16 protein-coding genes and 2 tRNA genes are annotated in these 18,397 nt (G+C 70.6%); 8 read left to right on the top strand and 10 right to left on the bottom strand.

Annotated features, from left to right (window positions below; all coding sequences use genetic code 11):
• The first annotated feature begins 5 nt into the window (after nt 1-5).
• Entirely contained in the window at nt 6-1,016 is a 1,011-nt protein-coding gene (gene rsgA, locus H305_RS0120545; RefSeq protein ID WP_028802039.1) for a ribosome small subunit-dependent GTPase A, read from the top strand.
• Between the two features lie 235 nt (nt 1,017-1,251).
• Nucleotides 1,252-1,575 (top strand): DMT family transporter, encoded by a 324-nt coding sequence (locus H305_RS0120540; protein ID WP_028802038.1) that lies wholly within the window; start codon nt 1,252-1,254, stop codon nt 1,573-1,575.
• Between the two features lie 230 nt (nt 1,576-1,805).
• Here the strand turns inward: H305_RS0120540 and H305_RS0120535 are convergent, their stop codons facing one another.
• On the bottom strand, nt 1,806-2,411 hold the full coding sequence (locus H305_RS0120535; RefSeq protein ID WP_028802037.1) for a TetR/AcrR family transcriptional regulator: 606 nt from the start codon (nt 2,409-2,411) through the stop codon (nt 1,806-1,808).
• A gap of 259 nt (nt 2,412-2,670) precedes the next feature.
• Between H305_RS0120535 and hisN the strand changes: the two genes are divergently transcribed.
• Both hisN and H305_RS0120525 read left to right on the top strand, forming a co-directional pair.
• The gene (gene hisN / locus H305_RS0120530; protein ID WP_028802036.1) at nt 2,671-3,471 is read left to right on the top strand and encodes a histidinol-phosphatase; all 801 of its coding nucleotides are present in this window, start codon (nt 2,671-2,673) and stop codon (nt 3,469-3,471) included.
• Nucleotides 3,472-3,627: 156 nt separating this feature from the next.
• Nucleotides 3,628-4,020 (top strand): cyclic nucleotide-binding/CBS domain-containing protein, encoded by a 393-nt coding sequence (locus H305_RS0120525; RefSeq protein WP_028802035.1) that lies wholly within the window; start codon nt 3,628-3,630, stop codon nt 4,018-4,020.
• 102 nt (nt 4,021-4,122) lie between these two features.
• On the opposite strand, the gene H305_RS0120520 is transcribed toward H305_RS0120525, so the two are convergent.
• Nucleotides 4,123-5,646, bottom strand: coding sequence for a catalase (locus tag H305_RS0120520; protein ID WP_051370781.1), 1,524 nt, complete (start codon nt 5,644-5,646; stop codon nt 4,123-4,125).
• Nucleotides 5,647-5,718: 72 nt separating this feature from the next.
• Here H305_RS0120520 and H305_RS0120515 point away from each other — a divergent pair, with 72 nt between their 5' ends.
• A complete protein-coding gene (locus H305_RS0120515; protein WP_028802033.1) occupies nt 5,719-6,135 on the top strand; it encodes a Fur family transcriptional regulator in 417 nt (138 codons plus the stop codon).
• Between the two features lie 207 nt (nt 6,136-6,342).
• On the opposite strand, the gene H305_RS0120510 is transcribed toward H305_RS0120515, so the two are convergent.
• From H305_RS0120510 to H305_RS0120495, 4 genes are all read right to left on the bottom strand, one after another.
• Nucleotides 6,343-6,416 (bottom strand) — tRNA-Met (locus tag H305_RS0120510).
• A gap of 335 nt (nt 6,417-6,751) precedes the next feature.
• Nucleotides 6,752-8,611 carry a tetratricopeptide repeat protein gene (locus H305_RS0120505; protein WP_028802032.1) on the bottom strand — a complete coding sequence of 620 codons (1,860 nt, stop codon included), beginning with the start codon at nt 8,609-8,611 and terminating at the stop codon, nt 6,752-6,754.
• 228 nt (nt 8,612-8,839) lie between these two features.
• A tRNA-Met gene (locus H305_RS0120500) sits at nt 8,840-8,913 on the bottom strand.
• Between the two features lie 43 nt (nt 8,914-8,956).
• On the bottom strand, nt 8,957-11,875 hold the full coding sequence (locus H305_RS0120495) for a UPF0182 family protein (protein WP_078629145.1): 2,919 nt from the start codon (nt 11,873-11,875) through the stop codon (nt 8,957-8,959).
• 163 nt (nt 11,876-12,038) lie between these two features.
• Between H305_RS0120495 and H305_RS0120490 the strand changes: the two genes are divergently transcribed.
• Nucleotides 12,039-12,584 carry a PPA1309 family protein gene (locus H305_RS0120490; RefSeq protein ID WP_028802030.1) on the top strand — a complete coding sequence of 182 codons (546 nt, stop codon included), beginning with the start codon at nt 12,039-12,041 and terminating at the stop codon, nt 12,582-12,584.
• Between the two features lie 94 nt (nt 12,585-12,678).
• Here the strand turns inward: H305_RS0120490 and H305_RS0120485 are convergent, their stop codons facing one another.
• From H305_RS0120485 to H305_RS0120470, 4 genes are all read right to left on the bottom strand, one after another.
• On the bottom strand, nt 12,679-13,776 hold the full coding sequence (locus H305_RS0120485) for a PDZ domain-containing protein (protein WP_028802029.1): 1,098 nt from the start codon (nt 13,774-13,776) through the stop codon (nt 12,679-12,681).
• 72 nt (nt 13,777-13,848) lie between these two features.
• Nucleotides 13,849-14,049, bottom strand: coding sequence for a hypothetical protein (locus tag H305_RS46580; protein ID WP_037764717.1), 201 nt, complete (start codon nt 14,047-14,049; stop codon nt 13,849-13,851).
• Between the two features lie 125 nt (nt 14,050-14,174).
• Nucleotides 14,175-14,636 (bottom strand): molybdenum cofactor biosynthesis protein MoaE, encoded by a 462-nt coding sequence (locus tag H305_RS0120475; RefSeq protein ID WP_028802028.1) that lies wholly within the window; start codon nt 14,634-14,636, stop codon nt 14,175-14,177.
• Nucleotides 14,637-15,080: 444 nt separating this feature from the next.
• Entirely contained in the window at nt 15,081-16,193 is a 1,113-nt protein-coding gene (locus tag H305_RS0120470) for an SDR family oxidoreductase (protein ID WP_028802027.1), read from the bottom strand.
• Nucleotides 16,194-16,383: 190 nt separating this feature from the next.
• Between H305_RS0120470 and H305_RS0120465 the strand changes: the two genes are divergently transcribed.
• Together H305_RS0120465 and H305_RS0120460 are read left to right on the top strand one after the other, a co-directional pair.
• Entirely contained in the window at nt 16,384-17,814 is a 1,431-nt protein-coding gene (locus tag H305_RS0120465) for a zinc-dependent metalloprotease (RefSeq protein WP_028802026.1), read from the top strand.
• Entirely contained in the window at nt 17,811-18,326 is a 516-nt protein-coding gene (locus tag H305_RS0120460) for an NUDIX hydrolase (RefSeq protein WP_028802025.1), read from the top strand. Before H305_RS0120465 ends, H305_RS0120460 begins: the two co-directional genes overlap by 4 nt.
• Nucleotides 18,327-18,397 lie beyond the last annotated feature (71 nt).

Genomic DNA, 18,397 nt, shown 5'->3' with positions numbered 1-18,397 from the left:
GGATCATGCGCCGTTACGGCAAGCACACCGACGAGGACGACATCCGCGCGCGCCCCAACCGCAAGGGCAACCGTCCGCGTACGAACATCCGCCCCAAGCACGAGGACGCGGCCGAGGGCATGGTCCTCACCGTCGACCGGGGGCGTCTCACCTGCCTCGTGGAGGACCGCGTGGTGCTGGCGATGAAGGCCCGCGAGCTGGGCCGCAAGGCCGCCGTCGTCGGCGACCGGGTCGCCCTGGTCGGCGACCTGTCCGGCAAGAGGGACACGCTCGCCCGCATCGTCCGCATCGAGCCGCGCGACTCGGTCCTGCGCCGCACGGCCGACGACGACGATCCGTACGAGCGGGTGGTCGTGGCCAACGCCGACCAGCTCGCCATCGTGACCGCGCTCGCCGACCCGGAACCGCGCCCCCGGCTGATCGACCGCTGTCTCGTCGCGGCGTTCGACGGTGGTCTGGAGCCGCTGCTGGTGATGACCAAGTCGGACCTCGCCCCGCCGGACGAACTCCTGGAGCTTTACGGCGCGTTGGACATCCCGTACGTCGTCACCAGTCGTGAGGAGCTGGAGAACGGCGACGCGGCGGACCGGGTCCGCGAACAGCTGGACGGCCGGATCACCGCCTTCGTCGGGCACTCCGGCGTCGGCAAGACGACCCTGGTGAACGCCCTCGTACCGGCCGACCGGCGACGTACGACAGGACACGTGAACGCGGTGACCGGCCGCGGCCGGCACACCACCACCTCCGCGCTGGCGCTGCCGCTCTCGGACGACGAGGGCTGGGTCATCGACACCCCGGGCGTCCGTTCCTTCGGTCTGCACCACGTCGACCCGTCCCGGGTCATCCACGCCTTCCCCGATCTTGAACCGGGCACCGAGGGCTGCCCGCGCGCGTGCAGCCACGACGAGCCGGACTGCGCGCTGGACCAGTGGGTGGCGGACGGCCACGCGGACCCGCAGCGGCTGTACTCCCTGCGCCGTCTGCTGGCGGCGCGGGAGCGCCGCGAGGGCGACTGACCAGGAGGGCCGCGGCGGCCGTGGCCAGGTGTCCGAGGGACGATCTGACCTCGGAGGTGTTTGCGTCCGCGGCCCGTCGGTAAGGGTTTGGCCGGTCGGCAAATGCATAATCACACCGAGCGACCCGGAGAGGTTCGGGCAAACCCCACGCCGCCCGGCACGCACCGCGTCCGGGGCCGCCGGCCGGGTCCGACCCAGACGAAGCAGTCGACGTGCGGACACGGGAGGAAAAGAAATGGCGTGGCTGCTGGTCGTTGTGGCGGGACTGCTCGAAACCGGCTTCGCCGTCTGTCTGAAGCTCTCGCACGGCTTCACCAGACTCTGGCCGACGGTGGCCTTCTGCGTCTTCGCGCTCGGCAGCTTCGGCCTGCTGACCCTCTCCCTGAAGAAGCTGGACGTCGGTCCCGCGTACGCGGTGTGGACCGGCATCGGCGCGGCGGGCACGGCGATCTACGGCATGATCTTCCTCGGCGACCTGGTGTCGACCCTCAAGATCGTCTCGATCAGCCTCGTCATCATCGGGGTCATCGGGCTGCAACTGTCCGGATCGGCCCACTAGCCACGCGCTCGCCCGCGGTGCCGCCGGGCAGCGCGAAGCGGGCGCGGGCCGCGGGCGCGTACGGCCCCAGCGGTGCCGGTGGCACGTCGGCCCCGGCGCCCCGCCGGTCCGGCAGGCTCTGCCCGCCCCGCCGGTCCCGCCGGTCCCGCCGGTCCCATCGGTCCCGTCGCTGGCCCGCGGGCTCTGCCGTCCCCACCGTCCCGCGGACGCGCCCCTCTCGTGCGGACCGCTCAGCTGCCCAGCCGGTGGGACGGTGCCAACGCGGTCTTCACGAGGTCGGTGACCCTGCCGTCGCCGGGCGGTGCCGCCACGCAGGACAGAGCCAGACGGACGACGAGTTCACAGGAGCGGGCCACCTCCGCCGTGTCCGCGGGAGAGGCGGCGAGCGCCGCGACGGCACGGTCGCGCACCAGCGCCACGAAGTCCACGGGTGAGGGCAAGGGCCCGTCGGCCCGTCGCTGCGCGGGCACCGCGGACGACGAGGGCACCGCCGACAGCGTCGGCGCGGGCAGCCGCTCGCTCCAGCACCCCGTGAGCATCGCCCGCACGAGCGCGTTGCTCCGCGCGGCCGAAGCGGTCCACTCGGCGGTCGCGACGAGCCGGTCCCGCGCGTCGGTGTGCCCCGCCAGCGCCCGTTCGACGCCGGCGAGATAGGCGTCCGCCTCCCGCCGTACGAGGGCCCGCGCGAGCCCCTCCTTGCTCCCGAACTCGTTGTACAGCGTCTGGCGCGACACCCCGGCCACGGCGGCCACATCGACCATCCGTACCGCGGACCATGCGCGACGCGCCAACGCCGTGTACGCGGCGTCCAAGAGGGAATCCCGCGCTGCAGGCATCATCGCCTCCCTGGGGCGAGCGAGTCTGCAGCTCAGATTTGACGCGTACAAAGGCACTGTCAAGGGTTCACGGCGGCCCCGGGGGGCGCGCATCGTCCGGCACGCGCACCGGCCGGGGGTAAGCCGCATGGGTGCCGCAGCGCCGGAGGCCACCGCCGGGGCGACGCCGGCACACGTCCGGTGCCCGCCCACCTGCCGGTGCCGCAATGATCCTCTGCCCGTGTAGCCCCGGCCTGACACGGGCAGATACGGTTCGGTCATGCCCGACTATCTCGATGACCTGCGTCTCGCCCATGTCCTCGCGGACGCCGCCGACGCCGCGACGATGGACCGGTTCAAAGCGCTCGACCTGAAGGTCGAGACCAAGCCGGACATGACGCCGGTGAGCGAGGCGGACAAAGCCGCCGAGGAGCTCATCCGCGGTCAGCTCCAGCGGGCGAGGCCACGCGACGCGGTCCTCGGCGAGGAGTACGGCATCGAGGGCACGGGCCCGCGCCGCTGGGTCGTCGACCCGATCGACGGCACCAAGAACTACGTGCGAGGCGTGCCCGTCTGGGCGACGCTGATCTCTCTGACGGAGGCGGGCGAGGGCGGTTTCCAGCCCGTCGTAGGCGTGGTCTCCGCGCCCGCGCTGGGCCGCCGCTGGTGGGCGGCGAAGGGGCACGGCGCGTTCACCGGCCGCAGCCTCTCCTCCGCGTCCCGGCTCCAGGTCTCCCGCGTCTCGCGCATAGCCGACGCCTCGCTCGCGTACTCGTCACTGAGCGGCTGGGAGGAGCAGGGCCGCCTCGACGGCTTCCTCGACCTCACCCGGGCGGTCTGGCGCACCCGCGGATACGGCGACTTCTGGCCGTACATGATGGTCGCCGAGGGCTCGGTGGACATCTGCGCCGAACCGGAGCTGTCGCTCTGGGACATGGCGGCGAACGCGATCGTCGTGACCGAGGCGGGCGGCTCGTTCACCGGCCTCGACGGCCGTCCGGGCCCGCACAGCGGCAACGCCGCCGCGTCGAACGGCGTCCTGCACGACGAACTGCTGGGGTATTTGAACCAGCGGTACTGAACCGGGACCCCTGCGCACACTCCCCAGGCGCCCCGAACTCGCCGCACGCGCCCTCTTGTTGACCCTCTCTTTAACTGCCACCCTGAGAATCCCCCCACTTGTGAATTTGTGAATCCGCTCGCAAGCGCGAGGGATTCGTAGGAGGTGGCTCCGTCCATGCTCGTCCGCGACGCCATGAGCACGGTGGTCCTCACCATCGGCCCGGCACACACCCTCCGCCAGGCGGCCCGTCTGATGTCCGCACGCCGCGTCGGCGCGGCCGTGGTCCTCGACGAGGACTCCTCCGGCCTCGGGATCCTCACCGAGCGCGACATCCTCAACTCCCTCGCCCACGACCAGAATCCGGACGCCGAGACCGCGGGCACCCACACCACCACCGACGTCGTCTTCGCCGCACCCGCCTGGACGCTGGAGGAGGCCGCGTCGGCGATGGCCCACGGCGGCTTCCGTCATCTGATCGTGCTGGACGACAGCGGCCCGGTCGGCATCGTCTCGGTCCGCGACATCATCCGCTGCTGGGCCCCGGCACGGCAGCAGGTGCCCGCCTGACCTTCAGTCCACCCGTCCCCGCTCACGCCGGCGGGCCGGATCTCCTCGGTGTCCCGAGGAGATCCGGCCCGCCGCCCACGACAAGCGTTCCCTCGCTGGTGGTCAGCCGCGCAGGGCCTGGACCGCGGCCTCCAGCCGCTTGCCGAAGTCGCCGTCCGCCCGACGGAAGTTGTCGATCGCGCGCTCGGCGATGTCGTCGCGCGAGACCTTGGCGATGAAGCCGGCCAGGTTCTCGACGAGCCGGTGCTTCTCGTCCTCGGACATCAGACGGTAGAGGTTGCCCGCCTGCACGAAGTCGTCGTCCTCGGCGTGCACGGGGGCGGGGTGGTTGCCGGTTCCGCCGGTCACCGGGGTGGACTGCCACAGCGGCCGGTCCGTCTGGAACGGGCCGCCGAAGCTGTTGGGCTCGTAGTTCTTCCCGCCGCCGTGGCGGCCGTCGTACAGGAAGCCGTCACGGGAGTTGGTCCGCGCTTCGGTGGCGTGCGGGCGGTTCACCGGCAGATGGTCGGCGTTGATGCCGACGCGGTAGCGGTGGGCGTCGCCGTACGCGAACAGACGGCCCTGGAGCATCTTGTCGGGCGAGGGGCCGATGCCCGGCACGAAGTGCGCGGGGCTGAAGATCGACTGCTCGACCTCGGCGAAGACGTTCTGCGGGTTGCGGTTGAGCTCCAGCCTGCCGATCTCGACCGGCGGGTAGTCCTCGTGCGGCCACACCTTGGTGAGGTCGAACGGGTTGAAGCGGTACGTCGCCGCGTCCGCCGCGGGCATGATCTGCACCTGCACGGTCCAGGTCGGGAAGTCGCCGCGCTCGATGGACTCGCGCAGGTCGCGCTGATGGGAGTCGGGGTCCTCGCCGGCGAGCCGGTTGGCCTCGGCCTGGGTGAGGTTCTTGATGCCCTGGTCGGTCTTGAAGTGGTACTTGACCCAGAAGACCTCGCCGGCCTCGTTGTTCCACTGGTACGTGTGCGAGCCGTAGCCGTTCATGTGGCGGTAGGAGGCCGGGATGCCGCGGTCGCCGAACAGCCAGGTCACCTGGTGCGTGGACTCGGGGGACAGCCCCCAGAAGTCCCACACGTTGTCCGCCTCCTGCGAACCCGTGTACGGGTCGCGCTTCTGGGTGTGGATGAAGTCGGGGAACTTGATGGCGTCCTTGATGAAGAACACCGGGGTGTTGTTGCCGACGAGGTCGTAGTTGCCCTGTTCGGTGTAGAACTTCAGCGCCCAGCCGCGCGGGTCGCGGACCGCGTCCGCCGCGCCCAGGTTGCCGGCCACGGTCGAGAAGCGCAGGAAGGTCTCCGTCTGCTTGCCGACCTCCGAGAGGAACGCGGCACGTGTGTACCGGGTGACGTCGGCGGTGACCGTGAAGGTGCCGTACGCGCCCGCGCCCCGGGCGTGCACGACTCGCTCCGGGATGCGCTCACGGTTGAAGTGCGCGAGCTTCTCCAGCAGGAGCTGGTCCTGGACGAGGACCGGGCCGCCGACGCCCGCGGTCTCGCTGTTCTGGTTGTCGGCCACCGGCGCGCCGGCCTCCGTCGTAAGCGGTCCCTGCGTCACGTGCGCCTCCTGCGTCGTTCCAGGCCAATCCTGTCCATTGGCCGACTTCGATCTCGACCCTACAATAGACATTGTCTAAGTCAAGCTGGCATCCAAAGTCACACCTATTCGCGAACTGGTCCGGTTGCTGATACGCTGACCCTCATGAGTGACCTGTTGGAACGGCTGCGCGGACGCGGATGGCGGATGACCGCGCAGCGACGTGTCGTGGCCGAGGTCCTCGACGGCGATCACGTCCACCTGACGGCCGACGAGGTGCATGCGCGGGCCGTGGCCAAGCTGCCCGAGATCTCCCGGGCGACGGTCTACAACACGTTGGGTGAGCTGGTCTCGCTCGGCGAGGTGCTGGAAGTCGCCACGGACAAGCGCGCCAAGCGGTACGACCCGAACGCGCACCGCCCGCACCACCACCTGGTCTGCGCCCGCTGCGGCGCGATCCGCGACGTGCATCCGGACGGCAATCCGCTCGCCGACCTTCCGGACTCGGAGCGCTTCGGCTTCACCGTCTCGGACGTCGAGGTGACGTACCGCGGCGTCTGCCCGAACTGCGCGGCAGCCTAGAACGCACACGAAGGCCCCGGCACCCGTGACAGGTGCCGGGGCCTTCGCCTTGCCTCCCGCCTGTGAAAGGTGCCCGGGCCTTCGCGTTGCCTCCGTACCGCTCTCCCCCACCCTGCGCCGCTCCTGCGACCCCTGCGCCCCTTCTAGCGACCGGCCCGGGACGCACCGAAGGCCCGGAACCATTGGTTCCGGGCCTTCGGCCTTCAGTAGCGGGGACAGGATTTGAACCTGCGACCTCTGGGTTATGAGCCCAGCGAGCTACCGAGCTGCTCCACCCCGCGTCGGTGAACTGAACATTACGTCAACCGTGTGGACCAGCGCAAATCGCTTCCCCAGCCCGTCCGGCGCGGGGCACGGAGGCGGCTACCCCGGAACGGGACGGCGGCGCGAGAAGCAGCCCCCGGCGCAGCACCGCGCGACACCCAGCCCGTCCGGCGCCAGAGGACGAAGCCGTCCAGGCCGAAGCGGGAGTCCGGGGCGGCAGCCCCCCGATACGGGACGGGCAGGGGCGGCGGGGTCGAGACCCAGCTGCCACCCCAGTGCCGGCAAGGGCGGTGGGGGGCGAGAAACAGCCCGGAGGTCCCCGGCACCGCCCCCACCCACGGCCCGCGCAGCGTCAGGCGGACAGCTCCTCCCGCAGGGCGTCCCGCAACCGGGCCGCCCGCTCGGCCACCTCCGCCGGCCCCAGCGAAACCGCCCGGTCGGCCCACCGCTGCCCCTCGGCCAGCTCACCGCGCCGCGCGTACACGAGGGCGAGCCGGAGCGCCGCCCGCCCGTGCCCCGCGTCGGCCGCCCGGGCCCACCACAGCGCGGCCTCCGGCTCGCTCCCCTCGCGGGCGAGCAGCAGCCCGAGGTTGAACGCGCCGTTCCTCGACCCGGCCTCCGCCGCCGACCGGTACCACCGGGCCGCCTCGACCACGTCCCCGCGCGCGGCGGCCAGCATGCCGACCCGCACCTGCGCCCGGCGGTGCCCCTGGGACGCCGCCCGCTCGTACCACTCCTCGCACTCGCTCTTCTCCTGCGCGGGCTCGCCCAGCTCATGGGCGGGCGCAGGCGGCCGGCGCGCGTCGAGCACGGCGGCGAGCCGGTACGCGGCCTCCGCGCTGCCACCACCTGCCGCGCACCTCAGGTGCCGTTCGGCGTCCTGCTCGTCACCCTCCCGCAGCCGTGCGATGGCGACCTGGAGCGCTGCCTCGGTGTGCCCCGCGGCGGCGGCGCGCTCGTACCAGAGCAGCGCGGCGGCGTCGTCGTCCTCCGTGCTCCGCCCGGCGTGCAGGATCCCGAGGTTGAACGCGGCGTCGATGCTGCCGGCCTCCGCGGCCTTGGAGAACCAGGGCTCGGCACCCGCGGCGTCGCCGACCTGGAGCAACAGGATCGCCAGCGCGTTCGCCGCCTCGCGGTGCCCCGCGTACGCGGCCCGCCGGTACCACTGCTCGGCCTGCCCGGTCCGGCCCTGCTCGGCGCAGAGCAGCCCCAGGTTGTACGCCCCGTTCACGTCGCCCGCGTCCATGGCGGCGCGGTACCACCGCTCGGCGGTCTGCGTCTCGCCGCGCTCGGCGTGCAGCGCGCCGAGCGCGTTCGCGGCGTTGCCGTCGCCGTCCTGCGCGGCGCGCAGCCACCACACGGCGGCGCTCTCCGTGTCACCGGCGTCGCGGAGCAGGAAGCCGAGCGCGCAGGCGGCCCGCGCCTCGCCGTCCTTCGCGGACGTCAGGTACCAGCGCCCGGCCTCCTTGAGGTCGCCGCGCTTCTCCAGGATCGCTCCGAGGTGCAGCGCGGCCCGCCGGTGGCCACGCGCGGCGGCCTGCCGGTACCACTGCTCGGCCTCCTCGCCGGCCGCCCCGATGACTCCGATGACACCGTTGTCGGCGCCGCTCTCGCCCGCGTCGGCGGCCTTCCGGTCAAGCGTTCGGGCCAGGCGGTAGGCGGCCTCGCGGTGTCCTCGCTCGGCGGCGGCGCGCATCCACTGCTCGGCGCCGACGTCGCTGCGGTGCTCCAGCAGATCGGCGAGCGCGTACGCGCCGAGGGCGTGCCCCTGCTCGGCGGACTGACGCAGCCAGTACTCGGCCGCGGGCTCGTCGCCACGCTCGCGGTGGTGCCGGCCGAGCGCGTGCGCGGCGGCGGCGGACCCGGCGACGGCGGCGATCCGCCACCATCCGGCGGCCTCTTCGGGATATCCGCGCTGATGCAGGAGGACGCCGAGGTTGTTGGCGGCGGCACGGTCACCGGCCGCGGTGGCGGCACGAAGCTGGGGTTCGGCCCCGTCGAGATCACCGCGGCGCAGCAGCATCGCGCCGAGGACGCTCATCGCCTCGACGTCGCCGCTCTCGGCGTCGAGCCGCCGGCGCGCCTCCTCGGCGGCCTCGGCGGCCTCGTCCCGGTCGGAAGGCTGCGTGAGATCCGCAGGCTGCTCAAAGTCGGCAGACTGCGCAAATCGCCCCGTATCCAACAGAGTCGCCTTGTCCCCCATAACGTCCATCGTCGCACCACCTGCAACCTGGGTACACCTGGTATACCGCAGCCAGTGAGGTCACTTCAGCGTTTTGTCGACATGCCCACAGAGAGACAAGTCAAACACAGTTTTCCCAACTCCCCACGCAAGAAGCAGCGCTTCGCACGAGACACCAGGTCACCGTGGGTGGCTCGGCGTGGCGTGGCACACGTCGAGGGCCCGGATCCTGATAAGGATCCGGGCCCTCGACTTCAGTAGCGGGGACAGGATTTGAACCTGCGACCTCTGGGTTATGAGCCCAGCGAGCTACCGAGCTGCTCCACCCCGCGCCGTTGTGGGACAACCGTACCACGGCGCGGGATGGGCCTTCGCTCAGCCGCCGCCCGAGCTCTTGTCGCTGCTCTTGTCCGAGTTGTTGCCACTGCCGCCCGCGGTGTTGTCCGCCTTCGACTGGGCGTCCTCGGCCCGCTTCAACGCGTCCTCAAGATCCTTCTGCGCCTCGCCGTACGACTGCCAGTCGCCCTTCTTCAGGGCTTCCTGACCCTTGTCGAACGCCTTCTGCGCGTCGTTCAACGCCTCCTGTACCGTCGGGTTGTTCGACGTGGGCGGTTTCGTGGTGCCCTCGTTCTCCGGCGGCAGGGTCGAACTGTTCGCTCCGAAGACCTTGCTGAGGGCCTCACCGAGCGTGTCCTCGAAGGCGGTACGGCCTCCGAAGGTCACCAACACCTTGCGCAGAAGCGGGTACTTGAGATCACCGCCGCGTACGTAGACCGGCTCAACGTAAAGCAGACCCCCGTCGAGCGGGACCGTCAGCAGGTTGCCGTACTCGACCTTGGAGTGCCCGCGTTCCAGCAGACTGATGGTCTCGGCGATCGACGGCTCGGAGTTGAACTGGCTCTGCACCCGCTTGGGCCCGTCGACGGTTCTGCCGGTGGGCAGCTTCAGAATGGTAATTCTGCCGTAATCGCCAGTACCCGCTTCGGCGTTGACGGACATGAACGCGCTCAGGTTGTCCCGGCCGTTCGGTGTCATCGTCGTCGTCAGCGAGAAGGCCTGGGACGTCTGGCCCGGCAGCTTCATGCTCAGGTAGTACGGCGGCACGGCGTCGCCCGACTCATTGGTCGGGTCGTCCGGGATCTGCCACACCTCGCTGCCGCTGAGGAACGTCTGCGCGTCCTTCACGTGGTAGCGGGTGAGCAGTTCGCGCTGGACCTTGAACAGGTCCTGCGGGTACCGCAGATGAGCCATCAGCGACGGCGAGATCGAATCCTTGGACTGCACCGTGTTCGGGAACGCCTTCATCCAGGTCTTCAGGACCGGGTCCTTGGTGTCCCACTGGTAGAGCTTGACCTGACCGGTGTACGCGTCGACGGTCGCCTTCACCGAGTTGCGGATGTAGTTGACCTGGTTCTGCTGGGCCACCACCGCACGCTGGTTGTTGGCCGCCGTCAGCGAGTCCGCCGTCGTGTCACCGAGTGTGGTGCGCGAGGCGTACGGATAGCCGTTCGTGGTCGTGTACGCGTCGACGATCCACTGGATCTTCCCGTCGACGACCGCCGGGTAGGCGTCGCCGTCGATGGTCAGCCACGGGGCCACCGCCTCGACCCGCTCCTTGGGCGTGCGGTTGTAGAGGATCCGCGAACCGTCACCGATCGCGCCCGAGTAGAGGATCTGCGGCTCGCCGAACGCCACCGCGTACGCGGCGCGGTTGACCGGGCTGGACAGGCTGACCCCGCTCTTGCCCTGGTAGCTGGTGGTCTTCTCACCACTGTCGTCGGAGTAGTCGATCTCCTTCTGGGGACCGCCGACGATCGAGTACTGGGTGGTCTTCTCGCCGTAGTAGATCTGCTGCTGGTACTGGCCCAGGTCTCCCCGGGACGGCAGGTTGTACTCGGTGAAGACGGGCCGGCCCTCGGAGTCGGCCTCGGTGCCCTTGGCCGCGACGACGCCGTAACCGTGCGTGTAACGGAAGTGGTCGTTGATCCAGTTGTTCTTCGGGATGCCCTCGAGGTTGAGCTCGCGCAGGCCGATGACCGTGTCCTGGTCCTTGCCGTCCTTGCTGTAACGGTCCACGTCCAGATTCGACGGGAAGCCGTAGTAGTTCCGGACCTGCTGGAGCTGCTGGAAGGTCGGCGACACCACGTTCGGGTCCATGAGGCGGATGCTCGCGGCATTGTCCGCGTCGTCGCGCAGCTTGATCTTGTCCTTCGTGGTGCTCGCGCCCGGGTAGTCGGTCACGTCGGTGCCGTCGATCCCGTACGCCTCACGCGTCGCCTTGAGGTTCTTCTCGACGTACGGCGCTTCCTTGGCCTGCTCGTTCGGCTGGACCTGGAACTTCTGGACGATCGCCGGGTACAGGCCGCCGATGAGGATCGCCGAGAGCACCATCAGGCCGAAGCCGATGACGGGCAGCTGCCAGGTGCGCCGCCACAGGGTGGCGAAGAAGAGCAGCGCGCAGATGACGGCGATGCAGAACAGGATCGTCTTGGCGGGCAGGTACGCGTTCGCGTCGACGTACCTGAGGCCCGTCCAGTTGCCCGTGGTCTTGAAGTCGCTGGACTTCACGGCCAGCCCGTACCGGTCGAGCCAGTACGCGACGGCCTTCAGCGCGACGAAGATGCCGAGGAGCACGGACAGGTGCCCGGTCGCAGCGGCCGTGGCGCGCGCCCCCGGGCTGGTGATCCGCAGCCCGCCGTACAGGTAGTGCGTGAGCGCGGCCGCGATCAGCGAGAGCACGGCGGCGGCGAAGCCGAAGCCGAGCAGGAAGCGATACCAGGGCAGGTCGAAGGCGTAGAAGGAGACGTCCAGGTGGAACTGGGGGTCCTTCTGGTGGAAGGGCACGCCGTTCACCCACATCAGCCAGGTGCGCCACTGGCCCGAGGCGGACGCCCCGGCGATCAGCCCGACCAGCGAGGTGATCGCGAGGAGCAGCCACCGCTTGTAGGGGGCGATGCCCATGCGGTAGCGGTCGAGGCTCTGCTGCTCCATCGACATGGCGCTCAGCGGCGGGCGCATCTTGTGCGCGAGCCAGATGTTCACCCCGACCGCGGCCGCCATCAGCAGGCCGAAGACGAAGAAGAGTCCGATCTTGGTCCACAGGGTGGTCGTGAAGACCGACGAGTAGTGAACCGACCGGTACCAGAGCCAGTCCGTCCAGAACCCCGCGAACATGACGAAGGCCATGGCCAGCACGGCCAGCACGGCCAGTGTCATGAGCAGGGTCCGGACACGCCGGGACGGTCGGCCCACTCTGATCCGTGGCCCCGTCGGGCCTCCGCCGCGGTCCGGCATCTGGAAAGCCAAGGTGCGCACCTCGAAGTCGCTGTTGATCCGTCAGGCCCCCGTGATGGTGGACCGTCCGCAAGGCTCCGTGATCGTGGGGCCTCATCTATGCAACTTACTCACGCTTTACTCGGTTCCCGGATTCGGGTACGAACGAGGCAGGATTGTGACCATGTCCAACACTCCCATGGCAGCGACCCCCCTCACCCGGGCCGTACTCGAGATCGACGAGTACGCCTCGGGCCTCGGCTGGGACCAGCCCGCTCGCCTCTTCGCCCTCGTAGACACCGCACGGCTGCGGGCCCAGGAACCCGGCCTCGCCGCCCAGCTCGGCCTGGAGGACGAGCAGCAGAAGACCTCCGGTCTCACCCCGATCGAGCAGGACGAGATCCCCGCCGGCAAGGCGCTGGACGAGTTCCTCGGCACCATCGCGTGGCCGGACGCCGTCATCGGCTGCGCGCTCACCGTGGAGCGGCTGATGCTGCCGCCGTCGGCCGAGGCCTCCGTCCCGGAAGGTCTCAGCGAGAAAAAGCTCGCCCGCTGGGTCGCCGAGCACCCGGACCGCCAGGAGGTCCGTATGACGGTCGGCGTGCTGCGTGACGGCACCCGCGACTCCGCGCTCCGGCTGCGCGAGAAGGACGCCGCGACCGAGGTGCTCACGGGTTCGGACCTCGTGCCGGGGCTCGCGGAGGCGCTCTCGGCGACGTTCGCGGACTGACCGTCGCGGCGGGGGCGGCCCGGCCGCGAGGTGCGCCCCCGTCCGGGGACGAGCGCGGGATGCGCCCCCGTCCAGGGTCGCGGCTGTGGCCGGCTCAGCCCTTGGCGGAGCACTTCGGCAGGGCGGCGGTGTCGCCGGACTTGATGTCCTTGAGGGCGTTCAGCGCGTCGTCGATGGTGTCGACCTTCACGAGCGTGAGGCCCGCGGGGGTGTCCTTGGCGGCGGCCGCGCAGTTGTCCTTGGGCGTCAGGAAGTACTCGGCGCCCTTCTGGCGCGCGCCGACCGTCTTCATCTCGATGCCGCCGATCGGGCCGACCTTGCCGTTGTCGTCGATGGTTCCGGTGCCGGCCACGAACTTCCCGCCCGTGAGGTTGCCGGGGGTCAGCTTGTCGACGATGCCGAGCGAGAACATCAAGCCGGCACTCGGTCCGCCGACGTCGGCGAGCTTGATGTCGATGGTGAACGGGAACGTGTGGTCGGTCCCGGCCGAGATCCCGACGATCGCGCGCCGCGTCCCGCCGTCGTCGGACTTGGCCGTGGTGATCGTCACGTCCTTCGTCCCCGTCGCCGTCCGGTTCTCCTTCTCGGCGGCGGCCTGCTCCTTGGCGGGCACGATCGTGAAGACGGCCTTCTCGCCGGGCTTGTGCTCGGTGACCAGCTTCGCGACGTCGTCGGGCGCCTTCACCGCGGTGCCGTCGACGGCCTTGATCACGTCACCGGCGTGCAGTCGGCCCTCGGCCGGGGAGCCCTTGAGAACGGTGGAGACGATCACCCAGGACCTCACCGGGATGTCCAGTTCCTTGAGCGCCGCCACCTTGGCGCTCTCCTGGGACTGGCTGAACTCCTCGGCGTTCTCCTGGGTCGACTGCTCCTCGGTCTTGCCGTCCGGGTAGAGCGTGTCGTGCGGCACGACCTTGTTGTCGTGCGCCAGCCAGCCGTAAACGGCCTCGACGAGGTTCATGTTGTAGTCGGCGCTGGTGACGCGGACCGTCGTCATGTTCAGGTGCCCGGTGGCCGGGTACGTCTTGTGACCGGAGATCTGCAGCACCGGCTCGCCGTCGTGCTCGCCCAGCGTGTTCACCGTCGGCCCCGGGGACATCTCCGAGTACGGCACTTTGATGAACACCCCCGCGCACAGGAGCGCGATCAGGATGAGTGTCGAAGCGAGCATCGTCGCGGTGCGGCGTGGCATGGAACGACAGTACGGGACGGTGCTGTAAGCGCACCGTCGGGGCCGTCCGTCCGGGGGCGCGGAGCGGTGGGATCAGTGGGCGTCGGAGTGCGACTTCTCCTTGGCCTCAGCCCGGATCTCGGTCCGCCGCTCCATGGCCTCGCGAAAGCGCGTGTATCCCGCGAGCTCGACACCGTCCCCGGCCGTCTTGCGGTTCCGGCCGGCCCAACTGCCCCACAGTCCGGCACCGACCGCAGCCACAAGCGGAACCAGCAACCAGGCAAGCGCCGCCATGTCGACCTCCCAACCCCATGAGCGACCGCAACTGACTGATCAGCAGATTAACCATCCGCAGTGCTAACGCTCACGGCAGGGGGCGAGTTACGCAACCGGAGGACCAGGGGCCACCCTGTCGGCTCTCAGCAGGCGCCGACCCACTCCTCCGTGCCGTCGGAGAACTTCTGGTGCTTCCAGATCGGCACGTCGTGCTTCAGGTCGTCGATGAGCTTGCGGCACGCCTCGAAGGCCTCGCCCCGGTGGGGGCAGGAGACGGCGACGACGACGGCGAGGTCCCCCACCTTCAGGTCCCCGACACGGTGGACGGCGGCCAGCGCCCGCACCGGATACTCGGCGACCACCTTCTCGGCGATCCGCCGCATCTCCGCCTCGGCGCTGGGATGACACGAATACCCCAGCTCGTCGACGTCGGCACCCCCGTCGTGATTCCGCACGGTCCCGACGAACAGCGCCGTCCCGCCGGCGGCGTCGTCCCCCACCGCCTTGAAGACCTCGTCCAGCGACAGCGGCGTCTCGCGGATGGCGATCAGCCTGATCGCATCCTGCGCCGCCTGCTCACCGGGATGGTCGTTCGTGGATGCCATGAGCCCATCGTGCCCCACACCACTGACAACAAGAAAGAGACCATTCCCCCGGCACACGCGCGTGCCCCTTTGGAGCCTCCTACAGAACGCACGAACCGGTGGGACGCCGTACCCCGGGCCCGACGGGCCGCCCGTGCTTCCGGCCTGCCCACGGACCGCCGGACGCCGAGCCCGCGCCGGGGGTGCTTTCAGCCCGTCCGGCGTTTGAGGACGGGGCCGTCCGGGCCGATGCGGGGGTCCGGGGCCGGCAGCCCCCAGGACAACGGGACGGGCAGGGGCGGAGGGGGCGAAACCCACCGCCCACGACACCTGCCACGGATCCGAAGCCGGCGATCACCCCGGCCGGGACGGCGACAGCTCCCCCAGGGAACGCCCGGCGGAGACAGCCACCCTGATGGAAGCAGCCACCCGGTGGAAAGGGGAGCCCGGCGCCCGAGGGCGCCGTCAGATGCGCCGCCGAGCCTTCCGCGCCCGCCGCACCAACGCAGCCGTACCCAACAGCGCAACCGTCGCCCCCGCGGCCCCCGCCGCCGTCGCATCCTTGCGCCCCAGCCGCCGCCCCGCCACGGTGTGCCGCCCGGAGACCTCCTCCAGCAGCTCCGCGAGGACCTCCTCGTTGGTCCACTGCGGCCGCCACCCGGCGTCGTGCAGCCGGCTCCCGCTGACCACCCACGGGTACATCGTGTATGCCAGGTCCCCGGCGGGCGAAGGAGTGAGCCCGATCCGGTGAAGTCGCGCGGCCGCCCCGAGCGCCACGGCGGACGGCAGCTCCATCCGCCGGATCCCGCTCAGCTCCTCGACCTCCTCCTGCTCCAGCCATCCGTCGCACGCGACGGCGAGCTCACCCTCGACCTTCTCGACGACGGCGTACTCCAGGGCACTGCACAAATCCTCGACGTGGCAGAACTGCCAGGCGGGCCGCGACCCGGCCACCACGAGCAGTCGCGGCGACTCGAAATACCTGGTCAGCGCGGTGTCGGTACCGCCGACAAGGACGGCGGGCCGTACCACCGTGACGTTGAGACCCGGATGCGCGCGCGGCGCCCGCCGGGCGAGCCGCTCGATCTCCAGGAGGTCGCCGACGCCCGTGGCCTCGGCCGTCGCCCGCAGTTCCGCGTCCTCGGCCAGGGGCAGCTCATTGTCGGGCAGCGCCCCGTAGACCATCGCCGAGGTGCACAGCACCACCCGGTGGACCCCGGCCGCGGCGGCGGCGGTCAGGACGGTCTGCGTCCCCCGGACGTTGTAGGCGGTCCGGGCGGCCGCGTCCGTCTCCAGATCGAGGTCGAGCGCCAGATGCACCACGACGTCCGCCCCGCGCAGCTTCTCGGCGATCGCCGGGTCCCGCACGTCGAGGATGTGCCACTGGGCCGCCGCGCACTCGCCGCGCCGCTCGTCGATCGCGATGACCTGCTTGATCTCCCCGCTGGCGGCGAGCCGCTCGGTGAGCAGGGCTCCCACGCCGGCCGCGGCGCCGGTGACCGCGACGACGGGGCCGCGCGAGGCGGGGCTGGTTGAGTGGTTTCGCGCTGCGCGAACCTGCGGATCTGGGGAACTCACCGGGCGTCTCCAGCGGTTGTCTTCAGTAGCGGACGCGCAGGACGCGTCCGTACCAGGTGGCATCCATCCTGCCGCAGGCCGAGAGTCGGCGAAGCACTGAGGCCCGATCGGGCTGTGGTGTCTACGCTGGGTGGTGTTGTGGGCAGCCGCCGTCGGGAAGAACCGGCGGCCTTACCAGCCGAGGAACCCCGTGAGTGACACCCCATTCGGATTCGGCCTTCCGCCGGAGGAGCCGGAGAACGGCGACGAGGGCAAGAAGAAGGACCAGCAGGGCGGCGGTGCTCAGGGACCGTTCGGCTTCGGGCTGCCCGGAGCCGGTGGCCCCGGCGCCGACAATCCGCTCGCAGCCATGTTCGGTTCCATGAACCCCAATGACCTGGGCGCCGCGTTCCAGCAGCTGGGCCAGATGCTCTCGTACGAGGGCGGCCCGGTGAACTGGGACATGGCCAAGCAGATCGCCCGCCAGACGGTCGCCCAGGGCACGTCCGACGGCACCAAGGACTCGAGCATCGGCCCCTCCGAGCGCTCCGCGGTCCAAGAGGCCGTGCGCCTCGCCGACCTGTGGCTGGACGACGCGACGTCCCTGCCCCCGGGCGCCGGGACCGCGGTGGCCTGGAGCCGCGCGGAATGGGTCGAGGCGACCCTTCCGGTGTGGAAGGAGCTCGTCGACCCGGTCGCCGAACGCGTCGGCGCGGCCATGGGCGATGTCCTGCCCGAGGAGATGCAGGCCATGGCGGGCCCGCTCATCGGCATGATGCGCTCCATGGGCGGGGCCATGTTCGGTACGCAGATCGGGCAGGCCGTGGGCGTGCTCGCGGGCGAGGTCGTCGGCTCGACGGACATCGGTCTGCCGCTCGGCCCGGCCGGCAAGGCCGCGCTGCTGCCGCTGAACATCGAATCGTTCGGCAAGGACCTGGGCATCCCCCAGGAGGAGGTACGCCTGTATCTCGCTCTGCGTGAGGCGGCCCACCAGCGTCTCTTCGCGCACGTGCCGTGGCTGCGCTCGCACCTGTTCGGCGCGGTCGAGGGCTACGCGCGCGGGATCAAGGTCGACACCGCCAAGCTGGAGGACGTGGTCGGCCAGTTCGACCCGCAGAACCCGGAGGAACTCCAGCAGGCGCTCCAGCAGGGCATGTTCCAGCCGGAGGACACCCCTGAGCAGAAGGCCGCGCTGGCCCGCCTGGAGACGGCGCTGGCGCTCGTCGAGGGCTGGGTGGACGCGGTCGTGCACTCGGCCGCCAAGCCGCGCCTGTCGTCCGCGGACGCGCTGCGGGAGACCCTGCGCCGCCGCCGCGCCACCGGCGGTCCCGCGGAGCAGACGTTCGCCACGCTGATCGGTCTGGAGCTGCGTCCGCGCCGCCTTCGGGACGCCTCGCGGCTGTGGGCCTCGCTCACGGACGCGCGCGGCGTCGACGGCCGTGACGGCCTGTGGGCCCACCCGGACATGCTGCCGACGGCGTCCGACCTGGACGACCCGGACGGCTTCGTGCACCGCGAGCAGCTGGACTTCTCCGAGCTCGACAAGATGCTCGGCGAGGCGGCCGGCGGCACCGCGGGCAAGACGGACCTCGGCAAGGACGACGCCCCCGAGGACGACGACAAGGGTGACGGCGCCGAGTGAGCCTGTACGACGACGCGGTCCTCGTCCTGAAGGGCTACGAGGGCCAGGAAGAGCTGCGCCAGACCTACCTGGACCATCTCGCCGCGCATCCGGACGGGATGTGGAAGGCCTGCCGGGACGGGCACATCACGGCCAGTGCCCTGGTGATCGACCCGGAGCAGGGGCGTGTGCTGCTGACGCTCCACAAGAAGCTGCGCATGTGGCTCCAGATGGGTGGCCACTGCGAGCCGGTCGACGAGACCCTGGCGTCGGCCGCCCTGCGTGAGGGCACCGAGGAGTCGGGTGTCCCGGGACTGACGCTGCTGCCCGGCGGACCCGTGCGCCTGGACCGGCATCACACGCCGTGCGCCTGGCACCTCGACGTGCAGTACGCGGCGCTCGCACCGTCCGGGGCCGTGGAGGCGATCAGCGACGAGTCCCTGGACCTGCGCTGGTTCACGTACGACAAGGTCGCGGACGTGGCCGACGAGTCGGTGGTCCGTCTGGTGGAGGCCACGCGCGCCCGCCTGTGACCTCGAGCAACGTGTAAGGGGCGACCGCGGTGGCGGTCGCCCCTTACGTTTGCCTGCTGGACGGTCGAAAC

It is taken from the genome of Streptomyces sp. 142MFCol3.1 (assembly GCF_000424945.1).
Lineage (GTDB): Bacteria > Actinomycetota > Actinomycetes > Streptomycetales > Streptomycetaceae > Streptomyces > Streptomyces siamensis.
Note: the sequence above shows the minus strand (reverse complement) of the source record. Positions and strands in the feature narration are given on the sequence as shown.

What these genes read in the sequence shown, in the direction of transcription:
- rsgA (WP_028802039.1), top strand. Translation starts at nt 6, where the DNA reads ATGCGCCGTTACGGCAAGCACACCGACGAGGACGACATCCGCGCGCGC.
- H305_RS0120540 (WP_028802038.1), top strand. Translation starts at nt 1,252, where the DNA reads ATGGCGTGGCTGCTGGTCGTTGTGGCGGGACTGCTCGAAACCGGCTTC.
- H305_RS0120535 (WP_028802037.1), bottom strand. Translation starts at nt 2,411, where the DNA reads ATGCCTGCAGCGCGGGATTCCCTCTTGGACGCCGCGTACACGGCGTTG.
- hisN (WP_028802036.1), top strand. Translation starts at nt 2,671, where the DNA reads ATGCCCGACTATCTCGATGACCTGCGTCTCGCCCATGTCCTCGCGGAC.
- H305_RS0120525 (WP_028802035.1), top strand. Translation starts at nt 3,628, where the DNA reads ATGCTCGTCCGCGACGCCATGAGCACGGTGGTCCTCACCATCGGCCCG.
- H305_RS0120520 (WP_051370781.1), bottom strand. Translation starts at nt 5,646, where the DNA reads ATGTCTATTGTAGGGTCGAGATCGAAGTCGGCCAATGGACAGGATTGG.
- H305_RS0120515 (WP_028802033.1), top strand. Translation starts at nt 5,719, where the DNA reads ATGAGTGACCTGTTGGAACGGCTGCGCGGACGCGGATGGCGGATGACC.
- H305_RS0120505 (WP_028802032.1), bottom strand. Translation starts at nt 8,611, where the DNA reads ATGGACGTTATGGGGGACAAGGCGACTCTGTTGGATACGGGGCGATTT.
- H305_RS0120495 (WP_078629145.1), bottom strand. Translation starts at nt 11,875, where the DNA reads ATGCCGGACCGCGGCGGAGGCCCGACGGGGCCACGGATCAGAGTGGGC.
- H305_RS0120490 (WP_028802030.1), top strand. Translation starts at nt 12,039, where the DNA reads ATGTCCAACACTCCCATGGCAGCGACCCCCCTCACCCGGGCCGTACTC.
- H305_RS0120485 (WP_028802029.1), bottom strand. Translation starts at nt 13,776, where the DNA reads ATGCCACGCCGCACCGCGACGATGCTCGCTTCGACACTCATCCTGATC.
- H305_RS46580 (WP_037764717.1), bottom strand. Translation starts at nt 14,049, where the DNA reads ATGGCGGCGCTTGCCTGGTTGCTGGTTCCGCTTGTGGCTGCGGTCGGT.
- H305_RS0120475 (WP_028802028.1), bottom strand. Translation starts at nt 14,636, where the DNA reads ATGGCATCCACGAACGACCATCCCGGTGAGCAGGCGGCGCAGGATGCG.